Here is a 15,721-nt window from a genome sequence, read left to right on the forward strand (position 1 = left end):
CGGCTGCTCGGCCCGCTGAACACACCGCTCGGCCGAACCCACCGGCCCGCCCGCGGGGAAGTCGCGCCGCCGGTGAGTGGGAAGGCGTCTCCGCGAGCAGACTGTAGGTGTCGGCGGAAAGCCGAAACCGGCTGTACGGCCAGGTCACACGGTGCGCGGAAGGCATGCGACACCGCCGGTGCCCGGTTCAGGAGACGGCATGCACCCAGATGACGCATCCCCCGCGGGGTCAGGGATCCCCCTCGACGCCGTGGCGGCGGCGGTCGTGGACCGGAGGGGTACCGTGATCCGCTGGTCGTCCGCCGCGGAGTCCCTGCTCGGACGCGGTGCGGAGGACGTCTGCGGCCGGTCCGTCCGGAGACTGCTCGCCCGCCCGCTCCCGCCGGCGTACGGCGTCGGGCGGTACCGCCCCGGCAGCGGCGTCGCCGGGCTGCGCCACTCCTCGGGGAGGACCGTCGACGCCGCCTACCGCGTGGTCCCGCTGGAGGGCGCCGACGAGTACCTGCTCACGGCCGTCCCCACGGCCGACGCGGCGGAGTCCGAGCAGGCGCTGTCCCTCCTGCGCGCCCTGTTCTCCCAGACCCGCCTGGGCGTCGGCATCCATGACACGGACCTGAACGTCGTACGGACCAACATCACCCCCGAGATGTTCGACGGCCCGCCCCTGCCGGTCGGCAGCCGGCTGGGCAAGGTGATGGACGCCGAGGACGCGGAGGCCGTGGAGAGTGTGCTCCGCGAGGTGCTGGAGACGGGCGTGCCGGCCGTGCGCAGCACGCACCTGGTCCGGGCCCCGCACCCCTGGGGCCGGCAGTGGGTCATGTCGCTCACGGCGTTCCGGCTCCTGGACCGGTCCGGGCGCCCGGGCGGGGTCGCCGTGGCGGTGAACGACACCACCGCCGAGGAGACGCTCCGCCGGCAGATCGACCTGCTCCACACGTCCGCCGCCCGGATCGGTTCCTCGCTCGACGTCGTCGAGACCGCGCAGGAGCTGGCCGACGTGGTCGTACCGGAACTCGGTGACGTGGTCACGGTGGACCTCTCCGAGTCCGTGCTCTCCGGGGAGGAGCCACCGCTCGTCTTCGGGGGCGGGCGCCAGCACCTGGCGCGGGTGGCGGTCGCGACGGCCGGGGGCGGGTGGCAGGCCGGTCTGCTGGGGCCGGGAGAGTCGTACCCGCCGCTGCCGGACAGCGACGAACTGCGCGGGATCCAGGAAGGGGCCACCTTGCTGGCGTCCCGCGACGCGGTGATGGGCGCGCTGGGCGGCGACGACCGCCTGGCCGGGCTGCTCGTCCCCGACCGGGCGCACTCCGTCCTGGTGGCGGTCCTGCGGGCGCGGGGCCGCAGCCTCGGGAGCGTCTCGGTGTGGCGTACGGACCGGCGGCCCGAGCCGTTCGAGGACTCCGACCGGCTCCTCCTGGCGGAGATCACCTCGCGGGCCGCCCTGGGCGTGGAGAACGCCCGCCGCTACACCCATGAGCACCGCGCGGCGGTCGCGCTCCAGGAGCAGCTGCTCCCGCAGCCCACGACCGATCTGCCGGCCGTGGAGACGGCGGGCACCTACCGCCCGGCGGAGGGGGCGATGAGCATCAGCGGCGACTGGTTCGACGTCATCCCGCTGCCTTCGTCGCGGGTGGCGCTGGTCATCGGTGACGTCATCGGCCACGGCCTCCCCGCGACGGCGACGATGGGCCGGCTCCGTACCGCGATCCAGGCGTTCGGCGGGATGGAGCTGCCTCCTGAGGAGGTCCTCACCCAGGTGGACGACCTCGTCCAGCGGCTGGCCGCCGAGGCGCCCCCGGGGCGGCGGGACGTGGTCGGTGCCACCTGCCTGTACGCCCTCTACGACCCGGTGTCGGGCCTGTGCACCTTCGCCAGCGCCGGCCAGCCCCCGCCCGTCCTGGTCAGGCCGGGCGGCGGAGCGGAGTTCCTGGACGTGCCGCCCGGTCCCCCGCTGGGTGTGGGCGGGGTGCCCTTCGAGTCCGTCACCGTGCGGCTGGAGCCGGACACCGTCCTGGCCCTCTACACCGACGGCCTGTTCGGCCTGGAGGACTTCGACGTCGAACGCGCGCTGGCGCGGATCAAACGCCGCCTGGACACGACGTGCCGGCCGGGGTCCGCGCTCGGAGAGGTCGGCCGCTCCCTGCTGGCCGACTTCGGCGACGAGCCTCCCCAGGACGATCTCGCCGTGCTTCTCGCCCGGACCAGGACGCTCTCGTCCCACTCCGTCGCCAGCTGGGAGTTCCCGGCCGGACCCGCGTCGGTCGCCGTCGCGCGGGCGGCGGCGATGCGGCAGCTGGCCGCGTGGGGACTGGACGATCTCTCGCTCACGACCGAACTGGTCGTCAGCGAGCTGGTGACCAACGCCGTCCGCCACGCCGGCGGTCCGGTGGGCCTGCGGCTCATCCGCGAGAACGTCCTGATCTGCGAGGTGACCGACCCCAGCAACACCCAGCCGAGGCTCCTGCGCGCCACCGACCTGGACGAAGGGGGCCGGGGCCTGTTCATCGTCGCCAACTGCACGACGCGCTGGGGCAGCCGGTACGGCAGGAGCGGGAAGACGATCTGGACCGAGCAGCCCTTCTTCTCCCGCTCCGGGAACGACGACCCCGCCTCGGTCCCGCTCGCGGGGTAGGAGCGCGTCACATCCAGCCCCGGCGCGCCGCCTGCCAGGCCAGCTGCATCCGGGTCGTCGCCCCCGCGAGGGCCATCATCGACTGGATCCGGCGCTGTACGGTACGCCTGCTCAGGCCCAGCTGGCTGGCTATCGCCTTGTCGGCGACGCCCGCGACGAGCAGGGACAGCAACTGGCGGTCCGTCGGCGGCAGTACGCCTCCGCCGGCCGACGCGTCCGTACCGCTGACCGTGCCCGACTCGCTGACGTGCAGCGGTACGGCGTCCTCCCAGTAGCGCTCGAACAGGGCGACCAGCGCGTCCAGGAGGCTGCTGCCCCGTACCAGGGCCGTCGTCGGTTCCTCGGAGCTTCCGCTCGGGCCGCCGGGCACGAGCGGGAAGATCGCGATGGCCCGGTCGGCGACCGCCAGGCGCAGCGGGAGGTGCGGCACGGCCCGGGCCATCTCCCCCGCCCGTACCCCCTCGACCACGTTGTCCACGGCGCCCGAGTCGTCGAAGAACGCCTGCTCGTACAGGACGCGGTAGCGCACCCCGCGCGCGAGCGCGTCGAACTCGGCGCTGTTGCTCCCCGACGGCATGGCCACGTGCCCCGCCTTGCAGAACCACAGCATCTCGTGCCGGGTGCTGTCCTGGATCTGCCGCAGGTGCTGGCGCAGTGCCTCCGCGCCGGTGATCACTTCGATGAGCTGGTCGGGGTCGCGGCGGCGCCGGGTGCTCCGGTACGTCTCCAGGAGGTCGGTGACGGCCGCGCGGGCCTGCTCCAGGGAGTCCGACTGCCGCTGGAGGTGCGGCAGCAGGGCCACATCGGGAGGCGTGGCGGCGAAGCTCCGCGGCGCGCGGTCCTGCGGAGACCGGTCCGTTCCGCTGGCGAGCCCCTTGGCGGCGAGTGCCGTCAGCACCCGCTCCGCCTCTCCCTGGGACAGTCCCGCGGGCCCGGCCAGCTCGTCCGCCGACGCGGCGGACATCGTGACGAGCAGCCGGTAGACGGTTTCCTCACCGGTGGTGAGACCCGCTGCCTCCAGCATCATGTTCCTCCCGAAGAACGGGGCCGACTCTGGGCAAGCGCACTCTACGCCCAGGTCACGGCCGGTTCCCCGGCGGGAAAAGAGCGGCGGGTACGGAGGCGTCGGCCACCTCCGTACCCGCCGTGGACCCTTTCCGCCGCTACTTCTCCAGCAGGTACGCCCGCCGCACGGTCTGGGTGACCGTGTCGCCCGCGCGGTCGGCGGCCGTCACCCGCAGGGTCACCAAGGCGTCCGCCCGCATCCGGTCGGGCCGTTCGACGGTGGCCGTGAAGCGGTTGCCGCCCCGGTCCTTGACCCGGGAGGCCTTCGTCCAGGTCCGGCCGTCGTCGTAGGAGACGTCGACCTTCGCCGACACCCCGCGCGGCGCCGGCAGGCCGTCCTGGGCGCGGACCGTCAGCCCGATGTCGTGCGTACGCCCCGCGCCGACCGTGTTGCGCGCGTCGACGGGTACGTCGTAGTCGAGCTGGAGGAGCGGGAGCGCGGTCCTGTCGGTGGTGGTGTCCGAGCGGAACTCCCAGGACGTGCGGGTGCTCGTGCCGAAGGCCCACTCGCCGGAGACCCGGGAGGTCGTCAGGTCGAGCCGGTAGCCGGCCTTCCCCGGCGCCACCTGGATGTCGCCCCAGGCGTCGGCGCGTTCGGCGACCTTCTTGCCGTCGCGGTAGAGGGTGGCGGCGGCCGAGTCCCCCTGCGGGGCGGGTGTCCTCGTACCGATACCGCCGTCCTCGCCGCCTGCGCCCAGCCGCGACCAGTGGCCCGCGGAGTCGGTGAACTCCGGTACGCGCAGGGCGAGTACGTCACCGGTGCGGACGGACGGGGTGTCCGTGCCGCGCGGGATCGAGGGCCGTACGACGGGGCCGAACCATGCCTCGTCGGAGCGCTGACCGGCGGTGTACGTACGGACCGTGTCCCGCATGCCGGCGTTGAGGGGGGTGTCGATGTCGACGACGGGTGTGTGGTTCACGACGTGCTGCCACGACGTCGTTCCCGAACTGACGTACTCGGTGCGCTCGGTGCCGGTGGGCACGTCGCGGGTGTACTGGTTCCAGGAGGTGTCCTGGTAGGGGCGCCAGCCGAAGCGCTGTTCGCCCGCCCACGCCTGGCCGCCGTTGTCGGCGTAAGTGGTGCGCACCTGCGCGCTGTTGCGGTCCGAGACGGTGTGGACCACCTGGGCCGGGACCTGCTGTTCCGACACCTGCATCACGTCGTAGAGGTACGGGCTCTTCTCCGTGCCGGAGAACTCGACCGTGGTGGTGTGCTTCTTGAGCCGCTCCAACAAGGCCGCGCCCTGGGCCGCGTCGACCCGCAGGGTGGGTAGGGCCGTCCGGTCGCCGTTGGGCGTCCAGCGGGTCCAGGCGTACATGTCGGAGGGGAAGACAAGCAGGAGTCCGGCGGCTCCGGCCTTCGCGGCCCGGGCGGGCAGGTCCAGTTCACCCGACGCGTCGTCCCGTACGACCGCGAGTTTGCCGCGTGCCTTGCGGAAGTCGGGCGCGGCGGTGCTGCCCGCGTCCACCGCGGTGAGCCTGGCGCCCTTGTGGTCGAACAGCGCCGACACGTGGGTGTAGTAGGGGTCGAGGCCGAGTGCGGTGCCCGGGACCTTCGCCGTGAGGAGCGGCGCCACGAGCTGCCAGCGTGAGGCGAACTCGAACGCGCCGTCGGTGACCCGCGCGGTGGGGCTGACGTACAGCCGCTTGGCGATGTCGAAGTACATCATTCCCTGGATCAGCCCGTGGCCGTCGATCTGACGGTACGTCTGGAAGCTGATGACGCCGCGCTGTTCGGCGGGTCGCGGGGTACGGATCTCCACCTGGGTGGTCCTGCGGGCGTCCAGGGTGACGGTCATGTCCTTGGTGACCTTCACCTCGGGCAGGACGAGTTGGCGTAGTTCCTCGCCGTCGGCGGCGCCGTTCACCGAGGCCGAGCTGATCTGGTACGTGCCCTCCTCGACCTGGGCGACGGCGGGTTCGTAGCTGTCGTAGCCGACAAATCCGTCGGGACCCCAGATGGTCGGCGCCCCGGGGACGCGCTTTCCGTCGCGGTCGACGCTGACGACGGTGAGGCGGTGGACCGGGCCGTGGACGCCCATGCTCACCGTGGTGTGCGCGACCGTTTTTCCGCCGGCGGTGGCGGTGACGTAGCCGTAGTAGTCGCCGCGCTCCGCTGCGGACGGTTCCGCGTGCAGCGGGACCCCGACGGTGGCGCCGGCGGGGACGCGTACGGAACCCGAGCCCAACCGCACGGCTCCGGCGGGCAGTTCACGGCCGCCGGAGGTGGCGAGGCGGGCCGCGAGAGTGAGGGTGACGTCCGCCTTGGCGGTGTTGGTGTAGCGGATCGTGGCGTCCTGGGAGGGGCCGGAGGTGTCGCCCGCCCGGAAGGGGCCCAGCGCGAGGGTGCCGGTCGCCGTGACCGTGCCGAGCGCGGCGGCGGCGACGTCGATGCGGCCGCCGCCCTGCTCGGTGGCTTCCTGTCCCGGGACGGTACGGGCGGTGCTGATCAGGGCGTCCTTGAGGCGGCCCGCGTCCCAGTCGGGGTGCTCCTGGGCGAGGAGCGCGGCGGCGCCCGCGACGTGCGGGGTGGCCATCGAGGTGCCGGACGCGGCGACGTAGTACTGGTCGACGATGTCGCCCATGGTCGTCCCGGCCGCGCGGGCGGCGACGATGCCGACGCCGGGCGCGGTGACGTCGGGCTTGACGGTCTTGTCACCAGGGCGGGGGCCCCGGCTGGAGAAGGGGGCGAGGGAGTCGTCGCGGTCGACGGCGCCCACGGTCAGGGCGGCGTCGGCCGCCCCGGGGGAACCGATGGTCTGGGCGCCCTGCTCGCCCGCGTTGCCCGCGGCGACCACGAACAGCGCGCCGCTGTCCTGGGTGAGGCTGTTGACCGCGAGGCTCATCGGGTCGGTGCCGTCGCTGGGCGCGTCGGACCCGAGGCTCATGCTGACGATGCGGGCGCCCTCGGCGGTGGCCCACTCCATGCCCTCGATGACGGCCGACTCGCTGCCGTAGCCGTCGTCGCCGAGCACCTTGCCGATCAGCAGGTCGGACCGGGGGGCGACACCTTTGCGGAGACCTGCGGAGGCCGCTCCCGTACCGCCGACGGTGGAGGCCACGTGGGTGCCGTGGCCGAAGACGTCGTTCGTCCCGCCGCTGCCGGAGAAGTCCTTGGTCTCCGTGGCCCGTCCCGCCAGGTCGGGGTGGGTGAGGTCGGCGCCGGTGTCCAGGACGGCGACCTTGACGCCCTGGCCCTGGTAGCCGGCCTGCCAGGCGGCCGGGGCGTTGATCTGGGCCGTACTGCGGTCGAGGGTGGGGCTGACCCGCCCGTCGAGCCACACGGTGGGGGCGGCTGCGGAGGTGGTGAAGCTCTCCCCGGCGGGGGTGAGTTGCTTCCAGAAGCGGCCGAGGTCGGCGTCGGGGACGCGCAGCGACCGGGCGTTGATGCTGCCCAGATGGTGCGAGGGGACGGTGGTGTCGTTGAAGGCGGTGAGCGCGTCCAGGGAGGAGACCCGCGCGCCGGGCGCGCCGGCGACGATCAGCGGGAGCGCGTCGGTGCGCGCGTCGTCGTATCCCTGCGCGAGCAGGGCCGTCACGTCGAACAGGCGGCGGTCGAGCCGGCCGGCGGCGAGCGCCGCCTCCGCGTCGGAGGGGATCACGCTCAGGGCGCCGTCCTGCTCCGCCGTACGGAAGAGGATGCCCTGGCGGCCGGGGCCGGGTGTCACCGACGCGACACGCTTGCCGTCCGTGCCCGCGCCGACCGTCACCCGGTCGCCGGTGACCAGGCGGACGGTGGCGGCGGGTGCCGCGGGGTGGTCGGTGGCGGCCGGCGCCGCCGCGACCGCCGGTCCCGACCGCGCCGAGACCGGCGTCACGATCCCTCCGGTCACCAGCAAAGCAGTCGACACAGCCGCCGACAGGCGGATCCATCTCATCATCAGGGCCCTTTCGTTCCAGTCGTTCCAGCTCGCCCGACTCCGCTGTCACGCGCTGAACGACAGACTCCGGTAGAGCGGAAAGGGCTGTCACTGCTTCCCGGTGTCGCTGTTGCGACATGTCTCAACAGCGACAGGGAGGCGGCCTCCGGCCGTCCGCGCGCCGACGGGAGGGTGCGGGTGGCGTGGGGACGCGTCAGTCGGTGGTGTCCTCCGGCGCGAGATCGGGGCGCAGCCGGTGCCACGAGGGTTGGCGCAGGAGGCCGGCCCGGGTGCGGACGCTGTACGTGACCTCGCCGACGAGGCGCGGCAGGACCCAGCGCGCGCCGGCGACGCGGGGCTCCCGGTCGAAGGGGCAGTAATCGATCCGCGCGGCGTGCAACAGCTGGGCGAGGGTGGCCCGTTCACGGTCGCTCCACCCGGTGCCGACGCTCCCCATGTACCGCAGGGCGCCTTCCTCCCGGCGTCCCACGAGCACCGCTCCCGGGAGCCCGCCGAGCTGGCCGCGGCCCGGGACCCAGCCGCCGACGATCGCGTCCACGGTCCGCACGTTGCGGATCTTGATCCACGCGCGGGAGCGCACGCCGGGCTCGTACACGGAGGTGAGCCGCTTGCGGATGATGCCCTCCAGGCCGTGCTCACGGGTCGTTTCCAGCGCCTGGGCGCTGTGTCCGACGATCGCGGCGGGTGTCGACCAGGAAGGACCGAGGAGCCGTAGCCCTTCCAACTCCTGTCGCCGGTCGGCGTACGGGACGCGGGTGAGCGGACGCCCGCCGAGGTGGAGCGCGTCGAAGAGCATGAGATGGGCCGGGACGGTACGGGCCAGGGCCGCGGCCTTCGCGGGCGATCCGGCCAGTCCCATCCGGGCCTGGAGGCGTTCGAACTCCGGGCGCCCCTGGTCGTCCAGCGCCACGATCTCCCCGTCCAGCACCGCCGCCACGCCGGTGGGGAGGGCGGTGCCCAGCACCCCCAGCTCGGGGTAGGCGGGGGTGATGTCGGCGCCCGACCTGGAACGCAGCACCACGGAACCGTCGCCCGGCAGGTAGATCAGCGCGCGCTGGCCGTCGTGCTTGGTCTCCGCGGACCACAACCGTTCCTCGGCCGCCGGGGGCAGGCCGCCCGTCGTCGCGAGCATGGGGGCAAATCGGGGCAGGGTCATGGCCCTACCCTCGACACGCCCCCGGGCGTCCACACGCGCGCCGCGGTGATCTCCCCCGAACGGTGGCGCCTCCGCCCCCGGCCTCACCGCCGGGCGGCCGTGCCGCCCCTCTTTCCGCTGGTCAGCGGCGTACGCCGCTTCCCCAGGCCCCTTCCGGCCCCCGGACTACACTGGAAAAACCGGAGGTCACATGGAACACGACAGGAACCCGACGCCGGGTCATACGTCGTCCGACGAACTCGAAGCCGACCTGCGGGCGGAATTGTCGATGGCGCTGGAATTGAACGGCATCGGCGGATTCGCGTGGGACCTCGATTCCGGCCGTATCATTCTCGATTCCAGTGCGCTTTCCATATTCGGCCTGAAGGCGAATGACTTCGACGGACTCATGACCACCCTCTACGAACGGATCATGCCGGAGGAACTGGACGAGATAAGGGAGCGGGCGGCCGAGGTCTTCGCGGACTCGCGGTATTCCATGAGTTACGGCAGCTACTTCCGTGTCCGCCACTCGGACGGCACCGTCCGGTGGGTCCACACGCAGGCCGCCATCCGCCGCGACGACGCCGGGAAGGCGGTCCGCGCGGTCGGTGTGATCCGTACCGAGCTGCAATACGCGGAGCGGAAGGCCATTCTGGAGTCCGACCGGCGCCACCAGGCCGGTGTGGTCCAGGCGACGACGGCCGCGCTGTCCCGGGCGCTCAGCGTGCAGGACGTGCTGGGGGCCCTGACGAGCAACGAGATCCTGGGTCCGGTGGGTGCCGTGGGGATATCACTCACGGTTCTCGAACAGAACAGGCTGCGGCGGCTCGCGGCCGCCGGAATGCCCCCCGATTACATCCGCGATCTGGAATTCGGCCGCCTCGACGACGAACGGCCCATCGCCGCGGTGTTCCAGCACCAGAATCCGCTGTTCATCACGCGGGCGGAGATCGAGGCCTCGTACCCGATGCTGTGGCCGTACATCAAGACCACGGATTTCACCGCCTCCGCGGTTCTCCCTCTCATGGCGCAGGCGAGACTCACCGGCGTACTGGCGATTCTGTACGAGGAAAAGGACGGTTTCTCCCCCGAGGAGCAATACCTTCTGCTGGCTCTCTCGGCCACCGTCGCCCAGTCGCTCCAGCGGGCCCTGCTCTACGACGAGGAGCACGCGATGGCGGTGGGCCTCCAGGAGGCGATGCTGCCCGCCAGGATCGAGGACGTGCCGGGGCTGCGGGTCGCGGCGCGTTACCGCCCGGCGCGCGCCGGTCACCAGGTGGGGGGCGACTGGTACGACGTCCTGCCGCTCCCCGGCGGAAAGGTCGGGCTGGTGGTGGGTGACGTGCAGGGGCACGACATCCAGGCCGCCGCCGTCATGGGGCAGCTGCGGACGGTGTTCCGCGCCTACGCCGCCGAGGGGCACGCGCCGTCGGCGCTGATGTCCCGGACGTCCGCGTTCCTGCACGACCTCGACACCGAGCGCCTCGCCACGTGTCTGTACGTCAGCCTCGATCCGGCGACCGGGGAGGCGGAGGCCGTCCGCGCCGGGCACCCGTCCCCCCACCTCAGGACCGCCGGGGGGAGCGCCCGCCTGGATGTGGCGGGCGGCCTGCCCCTCGGGCTGTCGGACCTGGGCGACGGGCCGTACCCCACCGGCCGCTTCCGCCTCCGTCCCGAGGAGACGCTCCTGCTCTGCACCGACGGCCTGCTGGAGTTCCACGACACCGACATGGAGTCAGGGGAACGTCAGATCCAGGCACTTCTGGACACCGGGCCCCTCGATCTCGACGCCATGGCGGAGCACATCGTCGCGAGCATCGAGAACCGGCAGGGCCAGGAGGACGACGTCGCCCTCCTCCTGGCCACGCGGGCGGGCACGGGACCCGAGCGGTAGTCGGTGGGGGGGCCGGAACCCGCTCAGTAGGGCAGCGGGCGGCCGGACGGAGTCCGCAGGTCGAGGGGCGGGGGCTGCTGAGGGCGCGGGGCACGGGGGGTGATTCTGATCCGCGTCATCGGTCGTCTCCTCGTCCGGGGAAAGCCTGATGGCGTCCGCACCGCCGGGAGGCGAGGCGTGCCGGTCCACGCTTATTACCCAACGGGCGGACGGACAACCGTCGGAGAGTCCCGCAACAGAGCGTCCCGCGACCGTCAGAGCGTCCCGCGGCTCCACTCGGGGGCGATACGGTCCCACTCCCGCGACCATCGCAGCATGCGCCGCCGGTACAGCCGGTGCCGGGCCAGGGCCCCGAAACCCAGGACCGTACCGCCGCTCGCGAGGCCGGCCAGACCGCCGAGGATCACCGCGTGGAAGGCCGCCTCGTCGCGCGTGGCGGGCGGTGGCGCGGGCCTTCCCCCGGCGTCGACCCAGATCCGGACCGTGCTTCCGGCCGGCCGCCCGCCGGGCACGGAGATCCGGCCCGTACGCACGGCACCCCCAGGACTCTTCCACCGGACCGGAGCCAGGACCGCGCCGTTCGGCCGGCCCGCCGACGCGGGCGCGACGGGGGTGCCGGCGAGGAGGACGGCCGGGGTGTGGTGCCGCAGCGCCCGCTGCCCGTCGGCCGCGGACCGCACCCCCTGGGCGGCCAGCAGCCCGGCCACCACCGCCACGGTCAGGGCCAGTGCCCACACGGTCGGCAGCATCCACGCCTCCACGGCGTCACTGCGACGCCGGAGCGGATTGCGTCTCCAGCGCCACCACAGTCCCGGCCGGGGGCGAAGGACTCTCATCATCCGCGCGTACCCACCTCTCCCCATCCCATGACTCGGCCCGCCGGGGCGTGTTGCCCCGGCGGGCGGCGGACCGGGCGCATGCGGGCCGTGGGTCCCCCCTCCTTCGTAACACGCGAATGTTGCGCGCACGATCCACCGGGCGGGGGCTTAAAGCAATCTCAATGAACGGCCTCGGGTACGCCGGCGCTCAATCCGTGCCGGGGGGCGGTCGACGCGCGCTCAGCGCAGGAACGCCGCCGTGGTCGCGACAAACCCTTCGGCGTCGTCGAGCCACGGGTAGTGGCCCGCTCCCGGCTGTACGACGTAGGTGGCGTCGGGGAACAGTCCGGCGTACTCCGCCACCGCCGACGGGGGCGTGTTGAGGTCGAACTCCCCGGCGAGCAGCAGGACGGGGCCCCCGTGGGCGGCGAGCGCCGTGCGCGTGGCCTCCGGGGTGAACGCGCCCTCCGCGCCGAAGAGGGCGACGGCCTCCTGGTTGACCGGCCGACTCCCGGCCTGGTGCCGCCGCGCCTCGGCGTCCCACCGGCCGGCGAAGAAGGGAGCGACGGCGTCCCAGTCGCCGCCGGTGCCCTCGGTGATCGCCTCCAGCGCGGCGAACGCCGGCGGGAACCACGGTTCGTCCTGACGGAGCCGCGCGAGCGCCCGCCGCGTCTCAGCTGTGACGGTGATGCCGACAGCGGCGGGGCCGGGGGTGATCAGGGCCAGCCTGCCGGTGTTCTCCGGGTGGCGGGCCGCGTACTGCACCGCGACGTTCGCGCCCCCGGAGTGGCCGAGCAGGTCGGGCCCGACCAGTCCGAGGTGGTCGCGCAGGGCTTCGACGTCGTCCACGAGACGGTCGCAGCGGTACGAGGAGGTGTCCTCCGGAATCGCGGACCCGCCGGTGCCCCGGAGGTCCAGGAAGATCAGCCGGCGGTGTGCGGCCAGACCGCCGAGGTCGCCGAGGTAGGCGGAGTCCGCGGGGCCTCCCGGGACGCAGAGGACCGGGTCACCGTCTCCGATCGTGCGGTAGGCGAGCTGGGTTCCGTCGGGCGCGGAGAAGGTAGGCATGGCGGGGATCCTGTCAACGAAGCCCGGCCGGAACAACCGGAAATAGGCGGGCCGGGCACGCACCGGCACGCCGCGTACGCCGCGTCACCCGGGGACGCGGCGTACGCGCCGTCACCTCGGGACGGACAGCGGGCGGTGCTCGCGCAGCCAGGTCACGGCGTAGGCGACCGCGTCCGCCAGCGGGAACAGCCGCGCCTGCGCCCCGCCCACCCTGCCCCGTACCACCGCGCAATCCTTCGCGAAGGCCGCTCCCAGCTCCGCGAAGCCGTCACTGGTGATCGCGACGTCGCGCACGGTGCTCCAGCGGCGGCCCTCGGGGGTCATGACCGCGAAGGAGTTGTCGACCCGCGCCGCGGGGACACGGTATTCGGCCAGGTGGAACGCCGTACAGGTGTCGAAGCCCGAGCCCAGCAGAAGGATCCGCGCCCCCGCTTCCTCCAGCCGCGCGAGCGGGCTGCGCTCGCCCAGCTGGCAGTCCAGGGCGTGGCCGTCCACGATCTCGGCGGCGCGCGGGCCCAGGGCCGCGAACGAGGTCTGCGGGTGGGCGCTGCGCAGGGCGCCCGGCCAGTTCCGTACGGTCTCCGGGATCACACCGACGCCCCGCGTGGGGGTGATGCGGGGGTCGTACGGCGGCATGCACGCGCGGATCGCCGCCCACCAGGCCTCGGGCACCGGGGGGTTGTGCCAGTCGGCGGGTTCCGAGTTGCCGCCGGAGTGCGCCGGCACCACCAGGGTCCCGTCGTCGCCCAGGGTGTCCATCAGCGCCCGCACGACCGCCTCGGCGCCGCCGCAGACCCAGCCCAGCGAGCTGAGGGAGGAGTGGACGAGGACGGTCTCGCCGGGACGCAGGCCCAGGTCACGCAGGGCGGCGGTGATCGAGCCGCGCGTACACAGGGGACCGGCCTGAGGCGGTGGGGACATAACCCTGAGTGTGCCCCGGCCCACGATCCCGCACCACCTGTTTACCTCGGTGGACCCGCTGTCAGAAGGCGGTCGGCTTCGTCGGCTAACGGCTCCGTCGGCTACGGCTCCGCCGGAGGCACCCGGGCCGTCGCCCGGAGCGAGGCGGTCGCGCCGCTGCGCGAGAGCCGGGCACTGCGGTACCGGCGGGCCCCGCCGGGCACACGCGGGAGGCGCGGTTACGATGCGGCCGTGGCTGTCCTCGGACTGGGTTTGGCGGCGCTCGGCCGCCCGGAATACCTGACGGTCGGTCATGGCGCCTCCCTCGGCGCCGACCGCTCGGTGGACGCGCTCCGCGCGCGCTGTGAGCAGGTGTGCGACGCGGCGTGGGCGGGCGGGATCCGGTGGTTCGACGCCGCCCGCTCGTACGGCCTGGCCGAGCAGTTCCTGTCCGGGTGGCTGACCGGGCGTGACGTGGCCGCCGACGCCGTCACCGTGTCGTCCAAGTGGGGTTACACCTACACCGCCGACTGGCAGGCGCACGCCGAGGTCCAGGAGGTCAAGGACCACTCCGCCGCCGCCCTGGCCCGTCAGTGGCCGCAGACGGAGGCGCTGCTCGGGCCCTGGCTGCGCCTCTACCAGGTCCACTCGGCGACGCTGGACTCGGGGATTCTCGACGACAAGACCGTCCTGCGGGACCTCGCCGCGCTGGGCGTACCCGTGGGCCTCAGCCTCAGCGGTCCCGGCCAGGCCGACACCCTGCGCCGGGCCCTGACGGTCCAGGTCGGCGGCGCGCCGCTGTTCTCCGCCGTACAGGCCACCTGGAACCTGCTGGAGCCCTCCGCCGGCGCCGCGCTCGGCGAGGCCAAGGCGGCGGGGTGGACCGTGATCGTCAAGGAGCCGCTGGCCAACGGCCTGCTCGCGGTGCCGGGGCCCGCGACACAGGCGCTCGGGGACCGCCCCGACGTCACCGCGCTGGCCGCCGCCCTGGACCGGCCCTGGGCCGACGTCGTCCTCTCCGGTGCCACCACGGTCGGCCAGTTGCGCTCGAACCTGACGGCGACCACCGCCCCGGTACCCGACCCGGACCGCCTCACCGCGCTCGCGGTCGACCCGGGGACGTACTGGAACCGGCGCTCGGCCCTGCGCTGGACGTAGGCACAACTCCGCTCCCCCACCGGTACGCACACGGACCACCTGCCACAATCGGCGCAGCGTTGGCGTGTGACAGAGCATGCCGCGGACCTCGGAGGATCCTGTGCCGCTGACTTCGGAGCCGCTGCGGAAGCTGGGCTTCCTGACCATCGGGCTCTTCGAGGACGCCGATCCCCGCCGGGGCCACGAATCGACCCTGGAGATCATCGAACTGGGTGAGCGGCTCGGTTTCGACAGCGCGTGGATGCGGCACCGCCACCTCCAGTACGGCATCTCCTCCCCCGTCGCGGTCCTCGCGGCCGCCTCGCAGCGCACCAGCCGTATCGAACTGGGCACCGCCGTCATCCCCCTGGGCTGGGAGAACCCGCTGAGGCTGGCCGAGGACCTGGCGACGGTCGACATCCTGTCGGGGGGCCGCCTCAACCCGGGTATCAGTGTCGGGCCGCCGATGCACTACGACCAGGTGAAGGAGGCGCTCTACCCGGACACCGCCGAGGTCGAGGACTTCAGCTACGCCCGGGTGGAACGGCTCCTGAGCTTCGTGCGGGGCGAACCGGCCACGAACTTCAGCGGCACGGAGGGCTTCGAGGTGTTCTCCGACCGCGTCCAGCCGCACGCCGCCGGTCTGGGCAGCCGCATGTGGTACGGCGGAGGGAGTCTGCGGTCCGCCCGGTGGGCCGGCGAGCACGGGATGAACTACCTGACCAGCAGCGTCGTGAAGGCGGAGGAGTCCGAGGACTTCGCGGAGATCCAGCTGTCGCACATCCGGACCTTCCGCGCCCACCACCCCGACGGCGACCGTGCCCGCGTCTCGCAGGGGCTCGTCGTGATCCCCACGGACAGCGCGTCGTCCGAACAGCGGGCGAGGTACGAGGAGTTCGTCGCGAAGCGGACACCGCGTACGACCACACCGCAGGGTCCCGCGCGCATGTTGTTCGCGCGCGACCTGGTCGGCACCTCGGCGGAGATCGCCGAACAGCTCTACGCCGACGTCGCGTTCCGGGAGATCGACGAGGTGGCGTTCGCGCTGCCGTTCACCTTCGACCACGAGGACTACGTCCAGATTCTCACCGACATCGCCACGAAGCTCGGCCCGGCGCTGGGCTGGCGGGCACCGGAGAGGGACCAGCCGGACGACGACTAGAAGGGAAGCAGGATCTTGGGGTCGAA

The 15,721-nt window shown here is 73.1% G+C and carries 10 protein-coding genes; 4 read left to right on the top strand and 6 right to left on the bottom strand.

Annotated elements, in window-relative coordinates; translation table 11 throughout:
- Positions 1-199: 199 nt before the first annotated feature.
- Positions 200-2,632, top strand: coding sequence for a SpoIIE family protein phosphatase (locus tag OG349_RS02070; protein ID WP_327232915.1), 2,433 nt, complete (start codon positions 200-202; stop codon positions 2,630-2,632).
- Between the two features lie 7 nt (positions 2,633-2,639).
- Here the strand turns inward: OG349_RS02070 and OG349_RS02075 are convergent, their stop codons facing one another.
- The 3 genes from OG349_RS02075 to OG349_RS02085 form a co-directional block, all read right to left on the bottom strand.
- The gene (locus OG349_RS02075) at positions 2,640-3,659 is read right to left on the bottom strand and encodes a helix-turn-helix domain-containing protein (protein ID WP_327232916.1); all 1,020 of its coding nucleotides are present in this window, start codon (positions 3,657-3,659) and stop codon (positions 2,640-2,642) included.
- A 136-nt stretch (positions 3,660-3,795) separates the two neighbouring features.
- Positions 3,796-7,575, bottom strand: a complete 3,780-nt coding sequence (locus OG349_RS02080; RefSeq protein WP_327238409.1) for a S8 family peptidase — start codon at positions 7,573-7,575, stop codon at positions 3,796-3,798.
- Between the two features lie 196 nt (positions 7,576-7,771).
- Positions 7,772-8,734, bottom strand: coding sequence for an ATP-dependent DNA ligase (locus tag OG349_RS02085; RefSeq protein WP_327232917.1), 963 nt, complete (start codon positions 8,732-8,734; stop codon positions 7,772-7,774).
- A gap of 190 nt (positions 8,735-8,924) precedes the next feature.
- Between OG349_RS02085 and OG349_RS02090 the strand changes: the two genes are divergently transcribed.
- Positions 8,925-10,610 carry a SpoIIE family protein phosphatase gene (locus OG349_RS02090; RefSeq protein WP_327232918.1) on the top strand — a complete coding sequence of 562 codons (1,686 nt, stop codon included), beginning with the start codon at positions 8,925-8,927 and terminating at the stop codon, positions 10,608-10,610.
- Between the two features lie 254 nt (positions 10,611-10,864).
- Here the strand turns inward: OG349_RS02090 and OG349_RS02095 are convergent, their stop codons facing one another.
- The 3 genes from OG349_RS02095 to OG349_RS02105 form a co-directional block, all read right to left on the bottom strand.
- The gene (locus OG349_RS02095; RefSeq protein ID WP_442806184.1) at positions 10,865-11,473 is read right to left on the bottom strand and encodes an Rv1733c family protein; all 609 of its coding nucleotides are present in this window, start codon (positions 11,471-11,473) and stop codon (positions 10,865-10,867) included.
- A gap of 195 nt (positions 11,474-11,668) precedes the next feature.
- Positions 11,669-12,496, bottom strand: a complete 828-nt coding sequence (locus tag OG349_RS02100) for an alpha/beta fold hydrolase (RefSeq protein WP_327232920.1) — start codon at positions 12,494-12,496, stop codon at positions 11,669-11,671.
- Positions 12,497-12,607: 111 nt separating this feature from the next.
- Positions 12,608-13,417 carry an aminoglycoside N(3)-acetyltransferase gene (locus OG349_RS02105; protein WP_327232921.1) on the bottom strand — a complete coding sequence of 270 codons (810 nt, stop codon included), beginning with the start codon at positions 13,415-13,417 and terminating at the stop codon, positions 12,608-12,610.
- A 231-nt stretch (positions 13,418-13,648) separates the two neighbouring features.
- Between OG349_RS02105 and OG349_RS02110 the strand changes: the two genes are divergently transcribed.
- Together OG349_RS02110 and OG349_RS02115 are read left to right on the top strand one after the other, a co-directional pair.
- Complete coding sequence (locus OG349_RS02110) at positions 13,649-14,554, top strand: aldo/keto reductase (protein ID WP_327232922.1); 906 nt, start codon at positions 13,649-13,651, stop codon at positions 14,552-14,554.
- A gap of 100 nt (positions 14,555-14,654) precedes the next feature.
- Positions 14,655-15,695: an LLM class flavin-dependent oxidoreductase gene (locus OG349_RS02115; protein ID WP_327232923.1), complete on the top strand. Its 1,041-nt coding sequence runs from the start codon at positions 14,655-14,657 to the stop codon at positions 15,693-15,695.
- Positions 15,696-15,721: the final 26 nt, after the last annotated feature.

It is taken from the genome of Streptomyces sp. NBC_01317 (assembly GCF_035961655.1).
Classification (GTDB): domain Bacteria; phylum Actinomycetota; class Actinomycetes; order Streptomycetales; family Streptomycetaceae; genus Streptomyces.